Consider the following 20,394-nt stretch of genomic DNA (forward strand, 5'->3'; position numbering starts at 1 on the left):
AGCCTTGCACATTAGACAGCCGAGAGCGCGCCATAGCGCATCTTGCCCCCGCGGTGTCCTTGGCAGCTCGCCCAGTCTGACCCTACATCGGTCAGATTACTTCAAGTTGGAATTGGCCCACCAGGAATTGCTAAAACAAATCGATAGTTGGGCAAATCCCCGCAATACTGCTGCCACGAGAGAGTTCACGGATCGTACTAGCACATAGAGTCAACTGATGGAGAGTTGCGCCTCAATGCGGCTGTGCTAGTACGCCCACTCTCGAATCGAGGAGCTAAAAGTGGCGAAGAAAGCAAACAAGACGGCTACGAAGAAAACAGTGCGTCGCGAATACACACAGGCCGACGTGAAAGAGCTGCGCGCTCATTCGAAAGCGAAGACGCCGGTTGCAAAAATCGCGAAGCTGACAAAGCGCTCCGAAGGTTCACTCCGCCAAAAGGCGCTCAAGCTCGGAATCCGGCTCGGTCACCTGCGCTAGAGGCGGTGTCATGAGGCTCTTCACTCGACCAGAACGTTGTTGCAAATCATCTGCGTTCTCGTCGTTGTTGTCGCAATGAAGTTGTTGAGCGCTCACTATGACTTCAGCTGGGCAACCGCCGTTAGCGGTTGACTAGAAGAGCACCTGGAAGGCTGAGCAGAAAACAAGCCCATCGAGTGGCGAGCTATCACGCGGCGTTCAGGCCTGCGAGGCGCCTTCAAAGCCGCAAGATCAGGAGGCTAGTCAAGAATCAAGCGGGGCGATTTCCCGATATGCTTGGCAGGCCTCAAACCATCGATCAAGCGGTTATGAGCGGCGGGATAACGATCGGCTTCGTTGGTGTTGCTGTCTTTTCGTCCCAATTCGATCGCGTTCGTTGCGCTTCGGTTGGGTCGTTTCTGGTGCGAAACTGGTGCGGTCACGCCTGCTCGTGCACTGTTCACTGAGGTGTTGATGGTCTTTACCATCGATGGCTCCGCAAATGCAGTCACAGTTAAGCCCACGAGCGCGAATTGCCGTCTGGCGCTCGTTGCCGAGACCCTGCAAGTGCAGATCACTGCGTTTTTTGAGGACAGGCTTTGAACCGTTAGTGCGTTTCGCCGGCAGATTTCACGGCGGGCGGAAATACCGCGTCATGATAGCCTCCGACATGCGAAATGTAACGACCCTCATAGCCAATCGCCGTGAACAGGAAACGGACGGCCACTTCCCGGATGATCGTGACATGCGTCCAGAGATCGGCATCGGTTTCCCTCGCGTCCTCATAATACTGGCCCCGGTGCACGACCTTGTCGCGGGCCTGCTTCGCGGCTTTCAGGCTGGCCGGGTCAATGCCGTCGAGAGGGACTTTCCATCGGGCGGCGAGAAGCTCAAGTTTACGCAACAACGAGCGGCGGTTCAGATCGGCAAGCTTTTCCTTAAGCTCAAGGGAGGCATCATTTGCCAATGCTGCTGTCCATTTACCCAGACATGTCCGTATCACGGATAAGAGCACACGCCGGATCTTCTCGAATTGCGCTCGTGGCAGGATCAAGGCTTCGCTCGGCTCAACGTTTGAATCGATAAGGTTTTCGAGGGCCGTCATCGCATTCACGAGCCGAATCTCGTTATAGGTGCCTTCCATCGCAAACCATTCGATCGCGAAGAACAGATGCTTCACCACGATGGGTGGAGAGAAGTACGACCCTACAGCGGCTGCGAAAATGGCGTCATGCGCGAGGAAGTGGAAGACAGGCATGACCCCGCTCCGCTGCCGTGTTTGAAACCAGACCGTAACTTCGCTTTCGCTGCCGGCAATGTACTCAATGATCGGCACGCGCAAGAGCGACGCGGTCGCAAAAGACATGATACGACGGACATGTTCCAGAAGTTTTTCGCTTTCGTCATGCCAGAGTGCATCATCAGGCGGGGGTTCGGCCGCCTGCACGACGAGCCAGCCATCTGCGGCGTCGTCTTCGTCATCGATTTCATGGGGGCCGTTCATTTCCAAGCGGCCCAGGGCACATTCAGCGTGGAGCGAGCCAAAGTTCCTGAAGCCCTTGAGCCGCATGCGTAGTGCGGGTAGCGGGAACGGCTCCTTCAGCGCGTAACGGAGAGTCCCTTTTGCACACCTCGCCTCTGGGGTGAGGAGCGTGCCTGCGTCTTCGGGGGAAGTCATGCCCAGGCCGGAAAAGAACAGATGATCGGTTTCGAACCGTGCGCCGTCTTCCGCCACCGCCTTGAACGAAAAATGCACGACGTCGCTGCTCGGATCGTGCCACGCGGCTGAAATGAAATCCGACTGCGCCTTATAGGGGATGGACGAGAATTTGAACACCAACTCGCCCGAAGAATCGATATGTATGATGGCCGAGGCTTCAACCGCGTCAGTTCCCAACGAGAATATGCCGGAAAACAACTTCGGCTCTGCAAGAGCGGCTTTTTTTGTGGGGGAGGGTGTTGTCATTTATCGATGTAATTGCCGAACAGCGCTATCGGTCAAGGTCTGATCGATGTCTGTAATCGCTTCCCTGACTTCAAATCTAATGTGTCTCTCGCCGGGGGCACTCGCCGTCGGGGCCCGCCGTCATTTCATGCCGGCGTCGCTATCACTGCCTCTCGTCGGGTGCCCTTTTAACCGGTCTCGGGACTGCACTCGTCCCGCGTGCCGCCTTCGGCGGTCGTTATCACTCACGCGGCCCGGGTGCCTCTTTCAGTGGCCTCCGCTGCGCTCCGGCATCAGTCCGCTACTGCGGCTGGTGTAGCGGGTGGCGATAGCGCGGCAAAGCCTCATTCAGGCCTCGGTCGACTTGCCGATTCACTTCACCAGCCACTTCGCATACGCATCAACGTCGATCATCGGCACCGTTCCACTAAATTGAAGCTGAGCAATCAGCTTGAAGAGGAACGCCGTTGCAGGTTTACCCTCAACGACCATTTGATGCGCGTTGTCGGCGGGATCGAAAAAGAAATGCCCGTGGGCAGCGACGCACCCGATATCGAGACGGCCTTCACCGGTGTCTTTGGCCAATGCCTGCAGGAACGAAGCGCCGAGACCCGGAGTCCAATCGCTTTCAAAGGTCAGCAGGCCGCCCAGGATCGGAATCAGCGGTTTGGGCGGATAGACGCCCTTGGCGTAGGGGATGGGCAAGCTCGTGCGGTGAAGACGTCGAACGCTCGCGACCTTCTCTTGCGCGTACGCGACCAACTGCGCATTTGCGGTCTGCTTGGCTTCAAACACGGCGTACACGCTTTCCGCCGGAATGATTGTTTGGCCTTCGTAGTTGAAAATGAAGGGCGAGTATTGGCGGTCGAACACGACGAGATCAATCTGCTGGCTGAAGTTGCCAAGGCTGTCGACGATGTGGGCGGTAGCGGCCTGATAACGCTTGGGTAGGTACTTTTCGAGCAGGTCGATCCATACCGCCTCGCTGGCGTCGCCCTTCGTACCTGGATGATTGAAGCTCTTCCGCACGGTCGATAGGCGCTGCTGAATGTCCTCATGCAACGAGGCGAGAAGTACGGCAAGTGACCAATCTGACATCGGCGGCTCCTTTAAACTCGATACGCGAACAACTTACGAAAGGGGAAATTTAGGCCCGAAGAGTGCGCGCCATACCTTCAAGGCTTCACCATTGCGGCCCTGACGTGCATGATTGATGGCAAGCGGGGCTTCGCGGCTTGCCGCCACCAACAGGTCACGAGCCCTCGACTTGCGAGCGGCATCCATTCCATCACTGATGGGCGGTCCGAGACCGGCCGGGTCTGGCCAGGTTTCAGAAATGCGGTCAGCCAGCGTTGAGAAGAATCCCTGCAGTTCGTAATCGAAGCGGCCCTGCCAGCCTCCGTATAGGCACTCCAGCGCCATGACTTCGATCAGGAACGACGGCTTGACGGGCTTCTCTCCATGGCGCGCGTTGTCATTCCAGTATTTGACCATACGCACGAGGCCTTTCCATTCATTTGAAAAGGCCTGATGAGCGGCCACCGCCTTTGCCGCGTGCGTCTCCGGATTGGTCTTGATCCATTCGCCCTTGTCGTCATCGGGAATTTCGTAGTCGTCACCCGAAGTGAAGGCCGGCACGACATCGACACTCACGATGCGGTAGTCGGTGTTGTCTTCCGCGTCGACCGTAACGCCAAAGTCTACATTCACCGACCGGCTTTGTTTGCGCACAGCCTTAGCGCCATACTTCTCCACCAGCGCGTCGTAGAAGGCGGTCAAAATCACCGATGGCGCCTTCGAGCGGTAGTGGCGCTCGCTTTCCTTAAGGACAAAAAAGATATCGATATCCTTCAGAGGTTTTGTCTTGGTGTGGCGCGCATAGGAGCCCGTCAAAAAGCTGCGCTCGATGGCGAACTTCGTGTCCAGATAGTCGCGAACCTCATTTTGCCGCTGCGATGCGTTCTTCTGCTCGCGGTCGTTCAGTTCAAGGCGGCTCTTGAATTTGCGGAAGGCATCATCGAGCGTAATCATCCAGTCTTCCTCCAATAAGCCGCGCTGCCGCCGAGGCCGTTGTGTTCGATCGTCGAGCCCAGGCTATGACGCGCAAAGCCGTCGGTTGATCGGTATGTGCCGGAACTCCACCCCGCGACATCGGGGCGGCCGGGCTTATTATCCATCAGAAGACGGTAGCTTGCTTGGCTCGGCCAAAGCCCGGCCTTCAAGATGTGATATTTGATCTGGTCGGTGTCGGTCCAAAAATTGCCATCGCCTGAACCGCCATAGACCACATCGACATCCCAGCGCCCGACAAGCTTGTCCGTGCTTGGATCAAACACCTCAAGGACGACGCAGGTGAGGTGACCGGAATTGAGCCAGGTTTTGAGCGCCAGCATGTTGCTCTCCCAGCTTTCCACGAGATTCGCCGGGTCGAGGCCGCTTAGCCGAATGATGTCCTTGAAGCTCTTGAGGATGTTGTCGGCCACGTAGGTGACCGAGTGTGTATAGGAATAGACGGCAACGCTGGTCATGAGCCGAGGAATCCCTTCTGGTCAAAGACGAGCGCGTTTGCGGATTGCTTGTCCGCAGCCTTTGCGACCTCTTCGGCAAGGTCGCGCGCTGTGATGCGAGTGCTATATTTCTTAAGAGCGGCTTGCACCCAGGTCAGGTCGTCAGCCGGGCAGGACAATGAGACCCGCCAGTCACCGGCAAGGGGGTCGAAGCCCAACGTATCTTCATTCGCGTCGGAGCCTTCGATCGCGTCATCATCATAAAGGCAGTAAATCCGGATGCGGGGGCCATCGCAGGTCACCACGATCGGCGCGTCCTTTGCGGCGTGGTCGGCAAGCGTGCTGGCCGCAACGCCGGCCACAGATAGAAGCTCTTTCCGCGCGGTTTCATTCTTGCCCTGCGTAAGCAGATCGACGATGGCAGCCCAAGTTTGTGCCGCATCGCGCTTCGGCGTGCTGGCGAAAGTACGGCTTATGACGGTGCTCATGATTGTTTCGTCTCCTGCCTGCGGATAGCCGTTGCAGCTTGTGCCGCTGCCAGAAGTTGTTCGATCGTCATAGCATTCGGGTCCATCGCCGTGCGCGTGTCGCTTGCGAGGGCATTGACAACCATTTTGCGGATCGTGCGCCCATCCAGTCCGACGCTGGCCGAAGCGCATCGCGACATCTGCGGCGAATTGGCCAGCTTGGCGATCGAGGGGTAGGTTCGGCCGAGGCCAACCAGGCAATCGTGCAGGATTGCCGCGCAGGCCTTGGCGTCGGGCAGCGGAACATGCATGACGAGGTCGCAGCGCGACGTGAACGCGCTATCCACGGCCTGCGGAAAATTGCTCGTCGCCACGAACAGAAGCTGAGGATTTTGCTCGGCCAGCAGGTCAAGTTGAACCAGCACGGCATCGGTCGCCCGGTGCACATCGACCGGGTTGGCTTCCATGCTCATCTTCGCGCGGTCAGCCGCGAGGGTTTCGACTTCATCGAGCAGCACGATGGTCGGTCCCCGCACCGCGGCTTCCGTGATCGATTGCGAAAATAAGTCCGACACCGCCCGCTGCGTCTTTCCCATGGCGGCGCTGGTGAGGGTGTGCGGCTCGATCTCGAGCAACTGGAATTGCGCGCCCTTGAAGGAAAGTGCGGTGCGGTGTGCAAGACCGCGCGCGAGGGAAGTCTTTCCCGTGCCGGGCGGCCCAACCAGCAGGATCACGCCGTGCAGCGGCACCACGCTGCGGTCGACCTTGCCGCGCAACGTGAAGTTCAACATCGCCTGCGACAGAAGCTGCGTCTTTACCGCTTCGTCCAGAATGATCGAATCCCACAACGTGCCGAGCGCGGGATCGGGCAGGCGGCGGATGCGGTGAATGCCCTTTGGCAGGTTCGTATCTTGAGGCTGGTGGGCGAGCATGAAGGGCATTCCATTCTTGGTTGGGGGCAGAAACCGGCGTTTCTGCTGGGAGGTGAATCGGAGCACCGGCTCCTCAATGATCAGCCCTTCGGCGGGTTTGGGTCATGGCCGTGGCTGTCGCTCTGTCCGATACGGCCGTCGAGGTTGTGGATCCGGAACTCGGTTCCCTGATTGCGGCTGACGATGCGGCCCTCGTCGATCGCTTCACGCTTGGTCTCGTGGTGGCTGCTGGCCCGTTCCGACCCGCCGCGCTTGACATCCCAGCCGCCGGCGGGATTGTGCACTATATGATGTGTATCTGGACCATGCTTCTTCGCCATGTTGTGGCTCCTTGGGTGTTATAAAACAGAAAGTATGTCTACTCCGAACTTTTACTACAGGAGCAGATGCGCGTTGTCAACGACGGGAAATGCGCCTACTCTGAACTTCTGTGAATCGTTGGAGGAAAAGCTGTGTCGACGACGCCGTTAGCCGAGAAAATCCGCACCCTGCGTAAGGCGAAAGGCTTCACCCTCGATAAACTCGCGGAATTGGCGGATTCCAGCAAAAGCTACATCTGGGAACTGGAAAACAAGAACCCGCCCAGGCCCTCTGCAGACAAAATTGCGAAGATTGCCGCGGCGCTTGGCGTCACGGCCGACTATTTGCTCGACACCAAGGCATCCGTTCCCGTTGAGGAAGCGACCGACACGGCCTTCTACCGCAAATACCAGACGATGAAGCCGACGACGAAGGAGCGCATCCGCCGCATGGTGGAGCTTTGGGGCGAGGATGAATGACCCGTCCGTTCTCGCCTGAACGCTGGGCTTATGAAATCACCCATGTGCTGAATGCCGTGCTCGGGCCGGAACATTTCCCGATCGACGTTCCCGCGGTTGCCAGGGAATACAGCGCAAAGAAGTTTCCGGACGATCCCATAACCCGCGTCGTTGGGGACGATCTTCCTGGCTTTGATGGTGCCCTCTACCGGGCGCCGCAAGGAAAGAAGGGATGGGGTATTTTTTACAACAATCGCATTCGATCAACCGGCCGCATCAACTTCACGCTCGCGCATGAGTTTGGACATTTTTTAATTCACCGGCTCGCCTATCCGGACGGGTTTCAGTGCGGCGAACAAGATGTGGTTCGCTGGGATTCCGAGTACGGTCAGCTTGAACATCAAGCCAATGTTTTCGCTGCAAACCTACTGATGCCGCTCGACGATTTCCGCCGCCAGATCGCGCCGGCTGCTGCGATCGAGCTGGACGCATTGTCCCATTGCACGGATCGTTATCGCGTTTCCTTGATTGCAGCGACCTTGCGCTGGCTCAGCTACACCGACAAGCGTGCGGTTCTCGTGGTGTCGCGCGACGGTTATATCCTGTGGGCGCGTTCCAGCACTCCAGCGTTGCGGACCGGTGCATTTTTTCGCACCTCCGGCCCGCCCATCGAAATTCCAGTGCAATCGCTTCCGGTCCAGACCAAGGGCCTTTCCGAAGGACGAGGAAGCATCGAACACGGTCCCGGTGTCTGGTTTCCCGAACCGGCTCAAGAAATGACCGTGCTGTCCGAGCAATATGATTTTGCGCTATCTCTGCTTCTGCTCGGCAATGCGCCGCAACGATATTTTGCTCAAGCCGATGAAGAGCCGGACGTATTCGACCGTATGGCGCCTCCTGAACAACGGCGCGAATGGTGATTTTTGATCACTTTTTTTTAATAGCTCTTAGACCCGAGTGAGCCACACGTGGACAACAACAATTTTCAGCGGATCGGCTCGGTAAGCAACACTCAAGCCGGCAACGACTTTGAGGCAGCCGCCCGAACCTTCTTTTCGCAGCAAGGCATTTCCCTAGTCAAAAACTTCTCGGTGCCTGTCGGTGTGGGTAAAGCTAAGAAACTGCACCGCTTTGACCTCGGCAGCGAAAACCCGCCCGTCCTGGTAGAATGCAAGTCGCACACGTGGACTCAGGGCGGCAACATGCCAAGCGCCAAGATGACGGTGTGGAATGAAGCGATGTACTATTTCCACGTCGCACCGGCGTTCTACCGGAAGATATTCTTTGTTTTGAAGCATAGCCGCCGAGAGCAGAGTCTCGCGTCGTATTATCTCAAAACGCACGGTCACCTTGTCCCCGAAGGTGTCGAATTGTGGGAATTCGACCTCGAAGCTGGCAGCGGTCAACAACTGCGCTGACCGCGATCGGTTTGGATTTTGGCAGTCGCCCATAAGTTGTGTCTTGGCCGGGCCTTGCAGTACGTTGATGCCCGGGGGAGCGAAATCGAGCGATATGAATCAGCCGGTGCCCGAATGGGTTTCTTTTGATGCCGTGAAGAAGACCGGCCTTGATCTGCTCGGCTTACGTGCGCCGGTACAGCAGATCAGCGATGAGCTATTCAACGGTGTAACGACGATCACGCCGAAGCTCCGATACTTGTCCGTCATAAGCTGGATTCTTTGGCGCTATTCCCAAGCCAAGCTGCCGGACAAGAAATCGTCCTTCATGGAATTGGCGACCGTCAAATCCTCGCTATCGTTAAATGTCGATGGCTTGGCGTGCCAGAACGTATTGTTGCCGAGCGTCAGCCTGGCGCCCTCGACGCTGAGGTACTTATAGAGGGGTGGAAGGGCCATCGATCACCGTCTTTGAGAGGTAAGGAGCGAAAAGTTGTTGAGCGGCGCTTGAGCCGCTTCAATTTAGCTCAGTCGTTGCCGTAGTCCGGTTCATATTCGCGTTGGCGCGTTTCCGTCTCGATATGGTCGACATCCAGCCCCACTGCCTCAACGGCTTCCCGGCTATCGAGGTGCAGATTGCAGGAAGGGCACAGGAATTCTTCCGCGACGTAGGAAACATCGACCAATTCCTCGTAGGGATCGTCTCCGTTATCTTCCTCGGAGACCTCCTCGTCATATTTGACCCCCGCAAGGAACGACCGGGACTTGCATGCCGGGCATTCCGTCTCCCAGATGTTATGGGCCTGTAGCCTGAAGCTGTGGCGCATGGCCCATAGGTCTATCGTGGCAGCCTTGGCAAGGGCTTCTTGGCGCTCCTTCTTAGGGCGTGCCGCAAAGGCACTGGCCGCTGTCTCGACCCGAATTTTTGCGGCCTGCTCGATCGCGTGCGTATACTCGGCGAGTAGTGCCTTCGGTGCTTTTGCCTTATCGGCACCGATCCAGGCCTCGATTGAACCGTCACCGACTTCAAGAATGATTTCTGCCGTGTGCCAGTAGCGACCTTCCCACGAGGCCGCCACCACACCCTCAAACGGAGCATCGCCGGAGTGCAGCTCGGCATTCCGCTTCTCGCTCATGTTGGTGCAGAATTTCTTCGTGTTCTCATCAAACCGCTTCGATACATGCGTCAGCCGGTCGAACAAGGTGGTGGCAGCGATAGTCTTGATGTCGGGACTGATACTCATGCCGGCTGCGGCAAAAAGCGAAACCTTGCTGTTCGGATCGGCCACAAGGCACGGGTGGATTTTCGCCAGAGCCGCCTTGCCGACCAGTTCCAGCGCCAGCGATGCCCAGAGTTGGTATTCGCCCATCGACCCGGCCGCTTTGGCGACCAGTGCACGACCGATATAGGCCTATGATTTTCCCATCAGCGCATCCGCCGAGAGAGCTGTAGTGATGGCGGGCACTTTTGCAGCCGGTTTTTTCATTGAACGCTCACCCGTAAAAGCTTTCTGTCGGAGGATGCTTTGGACACCCGGAGACCGCGTCCGTGGAGCACGGTCCAGTTATCGATCACCAGAACATCCCCCGTCCGCCAATGCACAAGGGTAAAGCCAACCTCGCCAGCGCGCTGCGCAATCAACTTGCCGCTGGCTTCGCTTTCTGTGCCCTGCGGCATCATGCAGCCCGCGTCATGCCGGATGAAGGGCCGAGACCGGCTACAGATTGTCGAATAGAACGAGCTCCTGCCGTTGCGCACGAGGAAGGGAGCCGCTTCTAGCCGCGATCGCTCGGATGCACTCATCTGCAGGTCGCGAAACCGGATCAAGGTCGTGGGGATTGGTGATGTGCCTGGTGAAGCACACACCAGCACCACGAACCGGGGCGGCTGAAGCCGGTGCGCGCCGTCCGTGTGCATCGGAAATGCCCCAAGCCCGTGCACGACGCTCAGGGATTTCGCATTTGCCTTGGCTTGCTCTGTCGGTATCAAAGGCTCGATCTTTTGGCCAGAGCGGCCCGCAATCGGATTACCGAGCAGTTGCGCAATATTTTCGGGCGCCGAGTGCATATCATGGCCCATCGCGGTCACGGTCGATTTGAACCAGCCGTCCCGCAGTACGCGGTCCCCAAGATTGTTGATGTTCACGATTGGGTCGGTGGGAGCCGAATTAGTCTGCATGCTTCCAGTTTATACAACCTACCGTCGTAACGTCGAGGGCTGATCCCTGCACTTCGGAAAGCGGTCCCTCGCTAGCTTCCGGCTCGCCGGGATCAAACTCACCGAAATTCCTCGCCTGGATCTTTAGCGTATCGATATGATGGTCCGGCGTGTACATGTCGCGCGGCTTGACGATAGACGGCTTGGGGGCACGGCTGTCAGGGCCGCTGCCGCCGCCCTTGGCTTCGTCGCCGCGCCCGACCTGTAGCGGAAAAGCGCGGTTCAAGGCCCGACACGCGTTTGAGATCGGCGGTTATGCAGCGGTAAGGAAGGTAACTCCGGGTGAAAAAATAGTCGAACATCGTCGCACTTCCGATAGCCTGTGCAATCACACCGGCATGACGGGCGGCACGCTAATTTGCCTTGCGCAACACCACAGAACGCCCATGGTGAACAGGCCCGGGGCCAGCCCAACCAGCGCGTGATCCAGCATCTGGACTGCATCAGGGAGCCACACCCCACCCTGCCGTTCGACGAATTCACGTAAAAATCAGGTTGCCCGAACGCGGGCAGCGCAATAACTGGAAGGATGGCCAAAAGCAAATGGTTCATCGATCACTCAGTTGAAGGCACACGAAGCATAGCGACGGGAGAGCAGCATCGAATTGCCTGTTACTTTAGGCAAGCGATTCGGCAGAGGCTGCATACGCATCGATAGCTACGGTGTTAGTGTTCGTTCCGTGTCCGCATTGTCTTATTAGGCCAACGATGAAACAGCAAAATCCGAGATATAACGGCTTGTACGTATTCAAGCCCGACCTGACGGAGCTCCGTCCTGGCGATGTCATTCTTACGCGCAATGCGGAAGCAAGCTCGTTCAAGGGAAAAAGAACGTCGGATGTGATTGCGACGGCAACGGGTGGCAATTTCAGTCATGCGCTTATCTGCACGGCGCTGCCGACACTCATTGAGGCGCTAAGTGGTGGCGTCTCAAACATGAGCGCCCAGAATTGTTTCGTGCATGACCTCAACCATGTGCGCGTCCTTCGATACCCCGATCAGGCCATCGCACGCGCGGCCGCAAGTGAAGCGTTTAAGTTCTTCGGAAGGGAATACTCCGTGCAGGCCGCCCTGCGATCCGTGTTGCCCGGTGTGCCGATGTCGGAGTCGGGCGACGGTAAGACGTTTTGCTCGGCACTGGTGGCGGCGGTTTACCGGGCCGCTGGCGCCCCAGAGTTCGCATCGATCCATCCGCTGAAGACGACGCCAGCAACCCTGGAGAAATCGGGCCACTTTGCGGACGTCACGTCCGACGTTTTCGTAAGCATACTTTCGCCAAGCAACATCGAAGAAATGAGCGCTCTGGATGGAGACCGGGCGATATCCCCGATGGCAGGTCAATCCAAGCTGTTGAGTTCCTACTATGCCAAGCTATCCATTCCCATTGATGAGTTCTTCGCCCACTATCCGACGCTCACCCTTAAGAGGCCGACCGGCTTTTTTGAATGCCTGCCGTTCATAAATTCTGCCTGTATTGCGGCCAATCGGCTGCCGGATCATGCCGAGGCCAACAAGGCGCGGGCGCAGGTCAAGCTCATCGATGACCTCGCGTTCGAGCTGCTATCGGAGGGCAAGTGGCAGGCGATGATGACGGCCGCCCAAGCGATCGACGACAGCAGCATGCAGTACTCATTGGAGGAATCGTTTAAGGCAGACCCCGACGTGAACCTGGCCGACACACTAGGGATGATTAAGGCGACACAAGATCAAATCGCCTCCCGGTCGTCGATCCTGAGTGATCCCGTTGGCCAATCCCGCGTTTGGGATGAATGGGTCAGGATGACCCATGAGGCGGTTTCCGAGCTAAATGTCAGGCTCAACGTCTTGAACGAAGTATTGGAGAGGGTTTTTCCGTCTGCAAGGCGCGGTGGACAATAGGCAATGGCCTGTTGACCTAGTGGGGAGCTTGCTGCCGTCAGCGATAGAAGCAGCCAACCGATTAAGAGCCAGGCCTTTCGCTCTGTCCGGTCTCGGGTTCGGGCGCTGATGCTTGCGGTTCGCTCGGCCGGTTTGGCGCTGGTTCATCGAATGGAAGCTGTAGCTGTTCCCGGTATGGAAACAGTGGGATCAGGCAGAGGCGGAAAATTAGCCAGCAGGCGTAGACGGCATCAGGGCCGTATGGGTCGCCGTCATGCAGTAAGCCATGCGATAGCGCATGCCGAAGATGTGGGCCGGGTTTCTTGAGGAAGAGACGTTCGATGTCGGCCGTGATGGCTGTGCCGAAGATCGTGTCGAGTTCGTTCCTCATCTGCTCAAATAGGGAGGAAATCGTGCGATCCTGCTGCGTTTGTGTCGCATCGTCGAAGATAGTCACGTCATGCCCATGCATTTTCAAGACTTGGCGCAGCGAATTCTCCAGCAAGGGCGTCAGGATGTATAGCGCGCTGACGAAATCGCCCTGAAAGAAACGTAGGAAGCCTCGGCTGAATGTTCTGACCAGATCGTTTGGAACGAATGCGCTATGGATGAGAATTCGCGCAAAGACATCCTCCGAAAAAAAATGATCGGCTCCGATTGCCTGACGGGCAGTCTCAACCTTTCCGTACGCCGCGACCCGGCGGCGAATGCGTTCGTCTTGGGCAATTTGATGTTGAATGGCACTCGCATCGCCCTCATCGCCAAGGCCGGCGCCCTTAGTCCGATGGACGACTTTACCTTCGCTGTCATGATGAGAGGTGCCAAAGATCGAGGCCAACGGATGTTCGCGGATGGACTGGGAAGCTGTTTCGGCCAGCTCTGTAGGTTCAGGTGAATTTTCGAGAGCGGCAAAGACAAAGAGCTTGTCGCGTAGGGTCGGCTGACGCTTTACGCCTTGTTCAATCTGCCGAGCCATATCCTCCAGATTGAATGGAATGGAAAATCCAGACATTTCCTCGCCGATGCCCGCCTGAGCATCGATAAGCCGGTGCCGTAGTTCCTTTCGCCTGTCCTTTTTCCCGGGAACGCCGTGAAGTTCTGCAATGGCATTCGCCAGCATCGACGAGCTCATCATTGCCACCGGTTGGCGGTCGGCCATCGAGACAAACTGGTCGGCTGCGGCTGACTGACAGCGGTGCTGGTCGTCTGGTTTCTTGGCAAGATGGTACGCACGGGCGCCAAGCCGCCAGAGTTCAACGATGCTGTGCGCATCGGTTTCAGCGGGCAGGGTGCCAATCAAATCCTCGATGTCTTTCCCGATGACAGCCGGGTCTGATATGCCAAAATCCAGGTCAAGTTCGCAAACCCAAAATGCAGGAATGGCAAGCGAGGCTTGAAAAGCCCTAGCGCGCAGTTCACTCGTCATCGTGCGAGCGGCCATCGCTTCGGGCTTGTCCCATCCAACGGCCCGACCAATTTGTAGGGCCCGCCGCAGGAGATCCCGGGCGTCGTGCTTGAGTGCTCCCTTGCCTTCGTCGAAGCGGAACGAAAGCGCCCCGCTATCAACCTTCGTCAAGATTTCGACATAGGCGGCAACTGCCGCCGTACCTAGGTCGACGCGTTTTCGTTCGAGAAACCAGCAGAGATCAGAAAGGCGCGCGCGCAAAGCCGGGTGCGTCGCGCGCTGAGCCATAGCCGACAGCACTTCGACGGGCGCCCCCCGAAAATCGGCGGCTACGGGCGACCGGCGACCATCGGCCCACACCACCATGGCGCCGAAGGGTTCGCTTCGGTCCTTGGGCCGGAACAGCATCCCGGCAACAGCCGACAGCATGCGAAATACGCGTGCAGCGGGGGTGTCGTCCGTTTCACCCGCGGCTTTCCGAAGCAGATCGCCAAGCTCCTGGCTGTCTGCGCTTTTCGAGTCCGCAATCGGGCTCTCGAATTTAGAATCCGCAAGATCGGCAAGCGTGGCGCGCAGCCAAACCGGCGGAAGGGCTTCCGCTGGCTCGCTGCGCTGTGGTTGTGCGCCGTTGTTCGTCTCGTTGTCCATTGTAGGCAGGGGAAACCTCCATTCACGGTTTGGTCGATAGTGGGCGACGGATCCATCGGCTCGCCGTCACTCCACATCCGCTCGTTCCAGCTTTCGCAAAGCAGCCTGTCGGCTTGCTGGATCATCGCCTCGCCTTTGGCCCGCATCTCTGCCGACTGGGTCGCCAGGATGTTCGCCATCGCGCGTGCCTTGCCGAGCTCTTTTGCCAGAGCCTTGCGATCGCCGCCCGACAGGGGCGTAGGGTGATACTTCGGGGCCATCCGGACATCCAGGCGCAAAGAAGATCGGATCGGCAAATCCTGAGCGATTACGGCGTCTCGAACGCCGGCCAGCACCCGTCTTCTTCATGCCTGCCGGTGCGCTGCCTGCAGGTGTTGTCGAGCAACCGCTGCGCCACGTCCCTCCAGATTGCGTTGGCGCCATACAAGCGGACGGCATCGGCGGTCTGGATTTCCACGGTCCGCTCGCAGCGGCGGCAGGAGACGCGCAACACGTGGCCCTTAATTTCCGAAAGGCGTCGCTGTCGGGCCTCGGCCACGGTCGCGCCGGCGCGAGGGTCTTTGAGGACCGATTCCCAATATTCGGCCGGGAGGGGGGCATCTGGACCCTCAGCAGAAGGCGTTCGTCTTCGGTTGGTTTCAGCGGCCAGTTTTTCCATCTGTTTCGGGGTCGGCATGCGCCAGCTCGCGGGTCGGTCGGTCATGCCCGAGTTAGAACATAACAAGAACAAATGTCGAGTCCGACCAGGCAGCCGCTGAGAAAAATCCTCCTGTGGGGCGCGGCGCGATGTCGGAACCAAGCCGGGCCGTTCGTCTTGAATCCGGTATCAGTATCGGAGTTCCCCCTGGCATGGCCCCCCGCGCTAACTGGAAAGGCTTCCTGCGTCTTTCCCTCGTCACCTGTCCGGTCGCGCTCTATCCGGCCACCTCGGAATCCGAAAAAGTCTCGTTCAACCAGCTGAACCGGAAGACTGGCCATCGGATCAAGTACGCCAAGGTCGATGCCGACACTGGCGAGGAGGTCGACAACGAGGACATCGTCAAGGGCTACAAGGTTGATACCGATACCTTCATCGAGGTGACAAAGGAGGAGCTCGAGAACGTCGCGCTGGAATCGACGCGGACCATCGAGATCGACGAGTTCGTCGATCGCACCGAGATCGATCCGCGATATCTCATTCGCCCCTACTACCTGCGTCCCGACGGCAAAGTCGGGCACGATGCGTTCGCCGTCATCCGGGAAACCATCCGCGACATGAACAAGGTCGCAATCGGTCGTGTTGTGCTGACCAATCGCGAGCACATCATCGCGCTGGAGCCGCTGGACAAGGGCTTGATGGGAACGCTGCTGCGCTATCCCTACGAAGTGCGTCCCGCGGATGAATATTTCGACGACATCCAGGATGTCAAAGTTACCAAGGACATGCTCGATCTCGCCAAACACATCGTCAATCAGAAGGCGGGCCATTTCGAGCCGGACAAGTTCGAAGACCAGTACGAGACTGCGCTCATTGATCTGATCAATCAGAAGCGTGCCGGCAAACCAATCACCGCGCAAGCCCGTCCTCGAGGTGAGAACGTCGTGGACCTGATGGACGCGCTGCGCAAGAGCATCGGAAGAGAGGGGACGACCGCGACAGAGGCACCCAAGAAATCAGGCAAAAAGCCGCGCAAGGTGGCGGCCGCGCAGAAGGAAATGCTGATGCCGATCGCAGGCAAGAAGCCGGCGAAGGAGACCGCGGCGAAGAAGCCGACCAAGCCGCAGCGGAAGTCGGCTTAGGTGTCGTGAAGCATCCGGTGACGCCGGACGGCCACTATTCGTCGTCCGCTGCAGGCTCTGGCGAATGGCAAATCCCATCTCGACGAGGTCACGCGAGATCATCTCGTCAGCGGTATAATGGCGGCCCTGCGGGTCGGTGCGCGCGTCAGGAAGGCGACCGACCGCGAGGCTGAAGTAACTGTGCATAGGACCGTGGACGAAGCTAAGCAGGCGCTCAGCGAGCGCGGTCTGGTATGGCGGGACGACGGCTCGCCGGCTCTCGATTGCTCTGCAAAGTAGGAGCGATATGGCTGCGGTGAAAAAGATTTCCAGGAGATCGACCTTGAGCGCGGGGATTCTCGCATACCGCAAGGGCGTTCGTGGGCTCGAGGTTCTGCTCGTTCATCCCGGCGGTCCATTCTGGCGCAACAAGGATGATGGCGCCTGGTCCATTCCTAAGGGCGAAATCGATGCCAATGATGCTCCGGAGAACGTCGCCCGACGCGAGTTTGCCGAAGAACTCGGCCCTAGCGCTTCGATTGGTCCACTCCAGGCGCTCGGCGAAGTCCGACAGCGAGGAGGGAAGCGCGTCATCGCATTCGCTGGTGAGGGCCACTTTGATCCGGCAACGCTGACCAGCAATACCTTCGATATCGAATGGCCGCCTCGAAGCGGCCAACGGCAGAGCTTTCCCGAAGTCGACCGCGCGGAATGGTTTGATATCGAGCTCGCGCGGACCAAGATGCTGTCCGCTCAGGTAGAGTTTCTCGATCGTCTTTTGGCAATCGCGGTTGAGGGCGCCGGGAAATGATGTTCAGGATCGGAATCATTTCGGACACGCACGGACTGTTGAGGCCCGAGGCGGAACGAGGCCTGACGGGCGTCGATCACATCATCCATGCCGGCGACATCGGGCGCCCCGAGATCGTCAACGCGCTTCGGCGGATCGCGCCCGTCACGGCCATTCGTGGAAACGTTGACAGTGGCGAGTGGGCTCGCGACTACCCCGACACGAACCTTGTGCGCCTGGCGGGAAGGTCGATCTACGTTCTGCACGACTTGAAGACGCTGAAGGCCGACCGCGGCGCCGGCATCGACGTCATCGTCTCCGGGCATTCCCACGTGCCGAAGATCGACAGGGTCGGTGGCGTTCTCTATCTGAATCCCGGCAGCGCGGGACCCCGGCGTTTCAAGCTGCCGATCACGTTTGCGACGCTCGAACTCACGCCTGACGGCATGCGGCCGGAAATCCACGACCTTGGAGGCGACTGAGTGCCACCGCGCAGGGAATTCACACCGGAGGAGGCGAGTGCGTCAATCCTTCCGTTTGCCGGGCTACGCCCGGAGGAAAGCGCTATTTGCGCGGACGTTCTCGCTCGCGCACGACCTCCTTCGCCCGCTTGTCGGACCTGAGCCCAAGGTAGACGGGCTGGCGCAGTTCGCCCTTGCTCGTCCACTCCGCAAATTTGACCTCGGCAACCAACGAGGGCCTGACCCAGGTCGTGGCGGCCTCGTCTTTCACTTTGGCAGGAAAGGGTGATTTAGGGGTCGTCAACTTCACGAGCTTGGCATGGAGGTCTTCCAGGACCTTGTGGCTGAAGCCAGTGCCGACATGTCCGATGTAGCGCCATGTGTCGTCTTCCGGTACGGCGAGGACCAGGGCGCCGAAGAATGTCCTGGTGCGCTTGGGCGCTGTGAAGCCCGCGATCACCACTTCCTGCCGCTTTGCTGTCTTGATCTTCAGCCAATCCGCCGTCCGGCTTCCGGAGGCATACGTGCTGTCGGCGCGCTTCGCCATGATGCCTTCCAGACTGTTCAGCTCGGCCTCGGCGAAAAATTTCGTGCCGTTCGCTTTGCGGTGACGGCTGAAGGCGATCAGGCGGTGGCTCGGCAGGATCGCTTTCAGCCGCTCCTTGCGCTCGAGCAGAGGCTGTTTGCGCAAGTCAACTGCGTTCTGAAAAATGAGATCGAAGGCGCAATACAGGAGCTTTGCTTCATGGCGCAGCGCGTTTTGCAGCAGCTGGAAATGCGAGACGCCGTCCTTTCCGATCGCGACGAGCTCGCCGTCGATCACGGCGTCGCCCTTCACGCCCTCCAGCGCTTTGGCGACCTCGATATAGCTGCGGCTGATGATCTTGCCGTTGCGGCTGTAGAGCGAAACTTTGCCCCGCCGGATTTCCGCGATCATCCGGAAGCCATCGTACTTATCCTCGAAAACCCAGCCGCGGTCGTCGAACGGCGCGTCGGTGAGCGTAGCGAGCATCGGCTGTAGGCGCTTGGGCAGGGTCGACGTCCGGCTCATTCAAGGGCCAATCCTTCAGTGCGTGTTGCCTAATGCAGGGACGGCACCTTATCGCTCGAGGCGGCTAGGGCCGGCTCGATGAAGCCGGGGAAACGCGACTTGACACCGATAGCCGCCGGCCTTTTACGCTGAAGTACCACTGAAGAACTCCACGCTACAGCCGATTCAAATTGGCACAGTTCGAATCGTTCCGGAACCTGCGAATCCCTGTCGCGTTGCTTCGATGTCCAACAGGAGGCACCGATGGCGGTAGCGAAGAAGAGCAAGACGGCGCGCGGACGAAAACAGGACCGGGCGCGGGTGGCTGGCGGGCAGGACTACGAAGTGCAGTACGAGGCGAAGAAGATTGGAAAGTCGGCGCCAGCGGTGAAAAAGGCCGTCAAGAAGGTCGGCAACGCGCGCAAGCGCGTGGAGAAACGGCTAGGCCTGACTCGGAGACTGGTCGGCGTCGGGCCTAGCGCCGGTCCTCCTCGTCAGGGGGACATTCTGGGCAGGCATCACCAATCGAGTCCAGCACGTCGCGAACCGCGGCATCCGCTGTTTGACGGGATACGCCTTCCGGCAGGTCTCGACGGGCGATATCGAAGGCCCGCTCTCGGGCATGTGGATCGGCGCGGTCTTGCATCCAGCCGTGCTCCTCGCACTCGCGGATGGCGCCGGCTTCGTTCAGCACGTTGATCGCCCAACCGCGCAGGGTGCGGATCGCCGGTCGTCTCTGCTTGGTCATCAGCATTGAAAGGCTCTCCCACGCTGAGACGAATCGTTTAGTCCCGCAGACGTTCCCCGTTGCTAACACACGACTGGGATTCCGGATCGTGGGATCTCGTGGTTTTTCGAAGGCAAAATTTTTCGCCCGGCCAGGTGCCAGGCGGGCAGGAACGAACCGAAGAAACCGTTTTCCGATACTTCAGACGCCTTATCCGTTTTGCGCGTGCGGCTGTCGCCGCACCGGGCTCTCGTGAACCGAGCCGCGGAGCGTCTCGGCCATGCGGCTTCGATCCCTCGCGCACGAGCAGACCATGCCCCTCGCGGGGCAGAAACGAAAAACCGGGCCTTTATGCAGCAGCCACCTGCACAAAGGTCCGGCCTTATCTTAGCGTGCCGCGATACCGAACGGCTGCAAAGGACGCTTCATATCCTTTGGAAGGTCTCGCTTTTCATCCGGATTGCGACCCGGAGGCGGCAATAGATCAGTAGCCGCTACGACTACTTCTTTTTCTTTGAAGTCTTCTTTGCCACCTTCTTGGTGGCTGCCTTCGCGGTCTTCTTTGCCTTCTTGGCTTTCTTGGCCATGTCGTCCTCTGTAAAGAATTGACTCACTGAAAATGCCCACGCCGTGCATCGACATGCGCATCAGTGAGACGATATCACAAAAGCAAAATTGATACCAAGGAGGCGTAAATCCGCATTGAGTCGCTCGCCGGAGCCCTCGGGCCCGCCGTCATTGCATGCCGGCGTCGCTATCACTGCCCTTCGGGTCGGGTGCGCCTTCTTCACCGGTCTCGCGACTGCACTCGGTGCCAAGTCCCGCCGCTACGCGTCGGCGCTATGCTGACCCTCCTGCGGGTGCCTCTTTCGCCGCGTCCGCGAGTGGTCTTCTTTCCCTCCGCCCACAGGCCTCTCTTCCATAGTTGTGAGGCTCCTGTGAAAATGCCGGGCGGTTCTCGTCTCATTGCCTGCATCACGTTCGCTCAGGTCTTGGCGCGTGCGGCCAGGGCCGCACCGGGCTCTCGTGAACCGAGC

The 20,394-nt window shown here is 58.6% G+C and carries 24 protein-coding genes and 3 pseudogenes; 10 read left to right on the forward strand and 17 right to left on the reverse strand.

What is annotated here, in order from left to right:
• The first annotated feature begins 280 nt into the window (after nt 1–280).
• Nucleotides 281–478, forward strand: a complete 198-nt coding sequence (locus YUA_RS0128295; RefSeq protein WP_027533728.1) for a hypothetical protein — start codon at nt 281–283, stop codon at nt 476–478.
• A 239-nt stretch (nt 479–717) separates the two neighbouring features.
• Here the strand turns inward: YUA_RS0128295 and YUA_RS50295 are convergent, their stop codons facing one another.
• From YUA_RS50295 to YUA_RS0128335, 8 genes are all read right to left on the reverse strand, one after another.
• Nucleotides 718–945, reverse strand: coding sequence for a hypothetical protein (locus YUA_RS50295; RefSeq protein ID WP_156947286.1), 228 nt, complete (start codon nt 943–945; stop codon nt 718–720).
• 119 nt (nt 946–1,064) lie between these two features.
• Nucleotides 1,065–2,423, reverse strand: coding sequence for a hypothetical protein (locus YUA_RS0128305; RefSeq protein ID WP_027533730.1), 1,359 nt, complete (start codon nt 2,421–2,423; stop codon nt 1,065–1,067).
• Between the two features lie 351 nt (nt 2,424–2,774).
• Nucleotides 2,775–3,500 (reverse strand): DUF6602 domain-containing protein, encoded by a 726-nt coding sequence (locus YUA_RS0128310; RefSeq protein WP_027533731.1) that lies wholly within the window; start codon nt 3,498–3,500, stop codon nt 2,775–2,777.
• 33 nt (nt 3,501–3,533) lie between these two features.
• Nucleotides 3,534–4,433, reverse strand: a complete 900-nt coding sequence (locus YUA_RS0128315; protein WP_027533732.1) for a CBASS oligonucleotide cyclase — start codon at nt 4,431–4,433, stop codon at nt 3,534–3,536.
• Nucleotides 4,430–4,930, reverse strand: a complete 501-nt coding sequence (locus YUA_RS0128320) for a hypothetical protein (RefSeq protein WP_027533733.1) — start codon at nt 4,928–4,930, stop codon at nt 4,430–4,432. Before YUA_RS0128320 ends, YUA_RS0128315 begins: the two co-directional genes overlap by 4 nt.
• Nucleotides 4,927–5,397: a hypothetical protein gene (locus YUA_RS0128325; protein WP_027533734.1), complete on the reverse strand. Its 471-nt coding sequence runs from the start codon at nt 5,395–5,397 to the stop codon at nt 4,927–4,929. The genes YUA_RS0128320 and YUA_RS0128325 overlap by 4 nt, the downstream gene beginning before the upstream one ends.
• The gene (locus YUA_RS0128330) at nt 5,394–6,308 is read right to left on the reverse strand and encodes an AAA family ATPase (protein ID WP_027533735.1); all 915 of its coding nucleotides are present in this window, start codon (nt 6,306–6,308) and stop codon (nt 5,394–5,396) included. Before YUA_RS0128330 ends, YUA_RS0128325 begins: the two co-directional genes overlap by 4 nt.
• Nucleotides 6,309–6,388: 80 nt before the next feature.
• The gene (locus YUA_RS0128335) at nt 6,389–6,628 is read right to left on the reverse strand and encodes a DUF2188 domain-containing protein (RefSeq protein ID WP_027533736.1); all 240 of its coding nucleotides are present in this window, start codon (nt 6,626–6,628) and stop codon (nt 6,389–6,391) included.
• Nucleotides 6,629–6,760: 132 nt separating this feature from the next.
• On the opposite strand from YUA_RS0128335, the gene YUA_RS0128340 reads away from it, so the two are divergent.
• From YUA_RS0128340 to YUA_RS0128355, 4 genes are all read left to right on the forward strand, one after another.
• Entirely contained in the window at nt 6,761–7,087 is a 327-nt protein-coding gene (locus YUA_RS0128340) for a helix-turn-helix domain-containing protein (protein WP_035972073.1), read from the forward strand.
• Nucleotides 7,084–7,986, forward strand: a complete 903-nt coding sequence (locus tag YUA_RS0128345) for an ImmA/IrrE family metallo-endopeptidase (RefSeq protein WP_027533738.1) — start codon at nt 7,084–7,086, stop codon at nt 7,984–7,986. Before YUA_RS0128340 ends, YUA_RS0128345 begins: the two co-directional genes overlap by 4 nt.
• Before the next feature lie 48 nt (nt 7,987–8,034).
• Entirely contained in the window at nt 8,035–8,484 is a 450-nt protein-coding gene (locus tag YUA_RS0128350; protein WP_027533739.1) for a hypothetical protein, read from the forward strand.
• A 94-nt stretch (nt 8,485–8,578) separates the two neighbouring features.
• The gene (locus YUA_RS0128355; RefSeq protein WP_027533740.1) at nt 8,579–8,905 is read left to right on the forward strand and encodes a hypothetical protein; all 327 of its coding nucleotides are present in this window, start codon (nt 8,579–8,581) and stop codon (nt 8,903–8,905) included.
• A gap of 85 nt (nt 8,906–8,990) precedes the next feature.
• On the opposite strand, the gene YUA_RS45265 is transcribed toward YUA_RS0128355, so the two are convergent.
• The 3 genes from YUA_RS45265 to YUA_RS0128370 all read right to left on the reverse strand — a co-directional run bounded on the left by YUA_RS45265 (nt 8,991) and on the right by YUA_RS0128370 (nt 10,907).
• Entirely contained in the window at nt 8,991–9,833 is an 843-nt protein-coding gene (locus YUA_RS45265; protein ID WP_051383421.1) for a hypothetical protein, read from the reverse strand.
• Between the two features lie 113 nt (nt 9,834–9,946).
• Complete coding sequence (locus YUA_RS0128365) at nt 9,947–10,609, reverse strand: TauD/TfdA family dioxygenase (RefSeq protein ID WP_198029520.1); 663 nt, start codon at nt 10,607–10,609, stop codon at nt 9,947–9,949.
• Between the two features lie 22 nt (nt 10,610–10,631).
• The gene (locus tag YUA_RS0128370) at nt 10,632–10,907 is read right to left on the reverse strand and encodes a hypothetical protein (protein WP_027533742.1); all 276 of its coding nucleotides are present in this window, start codon (nt 10,905–10,907) and stop codon (nt 10,632–10,634) included.
• Between the two features lie 512 nt (nt 10,908–11,419).
• On the opposite strand from YUA_RS0128370, the gene YUA_RS0128375 reads away from it, so the two are divergent.
• Complete coding sequence (locus tag YUA_RS0128375; RefSeq protein WP_198029521.1) at nt 11,420–12,559, forward strand: hypothetical protein; 1,140 nt, start codon at nt 11,420–11,422, stop codon at nt 12,557–12,559.
• Between the two features lie 151 nt (nt 12,560–12,710).
• On the opposite strand, the pseudogene YUA_RS45275 reads toward YUA_RS0128375, so the two are convergent.
• From YUA_RS45275 to YUA_RS0128385, 3 genes and pseudogenes are all read right to left on the reverse strand, one after another.
• Nucleotides 12,711–14,591, reverse strand: a pseudogene (locus YUA_RS45275) (hypothetical protein); the annotation flags it as partial.
• A 1-nt stretch (nt 14,592) separates the two neighbouring features.
• Nucleotides 14,593–14,851 (reverse strand): annotated as a pseudogene (locus tag YUA_RS51920) (hypothetical protein); the annotation flags it as partial.
• 47 nt (nt 14,852–14,898) lie between these two features.
• The gene (locus YUA_RS0128385; RefSeq protein WP_027533744.1) at nt 14,899–15,294 is read right to left on the reverse strand and encodes a hypothetical protein; all 396 of its coding nucleotides are present in this window, start codon (nt 15,292–15,294) and stop codon (nt 14,899–14,901) included.
• Between the two features lie 146 nt (nt 15,295–15,440).
• On the opposite strand from YUA_RS0128385, the gene YUA_RS0128390 reads away from it, so the two are divergent.
• The 3 genes from YUA_RS0128390 (at nt 15,441) to YUA_RS0128405 (ending at nt 17,621) form a co-directional block, all read left to right on the forward strand.
• On the forward strand, nt 15,441–16,370 hold the full coding sequence (locus YUA_RS0128390) for a Ku protein (RefSeq protein WP_027533745.1): 930 nt from the start codon (nt 15,441–15,443) through the stop codon (nt 16,368–16,370).
• Nucleotides 16,371–16,656: 286 nt separating this feature from the next.
• Nucleotides 16,657–17,160: an NUDIX domain-containing protein gene (locus YUA_RS0128400; RefSeq protein WP_027533746.1), complete on the forward strand. Its 504-nt coding sequence runs from the start codon at nt 16,657–16,659 to the stop codon at nt 17,158–17,160.
• Complete coding sequence (locus YUA_RS0128405) at nt 17,157–17,621, forward strand: metallophosphoesterase family protein (RefSeq protein ID WP_027533747.1); 465 nt, start codon at nt 17,157–17,159, stop codon at nt 17,619–17,621. Before YUA_RS0128400 ends, YUA_RS0128405 begins: the two co-directional genes overlap by 4 nt.
• A gap of 82 nt (nt 17,622–17,703) precedes the next feature.
• Here YUA_RS0128405 and ligD read toward each other — a convergent pair whose 3' ends face one another.
• On the reverse strand, nt 17,704–18,651 hold the full coding sequence (gene ligD, locus YUA_RS0128410) for a non-homologous end-joining DNA ligase (RefSeq protein ID WP_027533748.1): 948 nt from the start codon (nt 18,649–18,651) through the stop codon (nt 17,704–17,706).
• Nucleotides 18,652–18,894: 243 nt separating this feature from the next.
• On the opposite strand from ligD, the pseudogene YUA_RS48815 reads away from it, so the two are divergent.
• A pseudogene (locus YUA_RS48815) lies at nt 18,895–19,077 on the forward strand (DUF3606 domain-containing protein); the annotation flags it as partial.
• 28 nt (nt 19,078–19,105) lie between these two features.
• On the opposite strand, the gene YUA_RS0128415 reads toward YUA_RS48815, so the two are convergent.
• Both YUA_RS0128415 and YUA_RS51230 read right to left on the reverse strand, forming a co-directional pair.
• On the reverse strand, nt 19,106–19,384 hold the full coding sequence (locus YUA_RS0128415) for a hypothetical protein (RefSeq protein ID WP_027533749.1): 279 nt from the start codon (nt 19,382–19,384) through the stop codon (nt 19,106–19,108).
• A gap of 360 nt (nt 19,385–19,744) precedes the next feature.
• On the reverse strand, nt 19,745–20,005 hold the full coding sequence (locus YUA_RS51230; RefSeq protein WP_198029522.1) for a hypothetical protein: 261 nt from the start codon (nt 20,003–20,005) through the stop codon (nt 19,745–19,747).
• Nucleotides 20,006–20,394 lie beyond the last annotated feature (389 nt).

It is taken from the genome of Bradyrhizobium sp. WSM3983, from assembly GCF_000473045.1.
Lineage (GTDB): Bacteria > Pseudomonadota > Alphaproteobacteria > Rhizobiales > Xanthobacteraceae > Bradyrhizobium.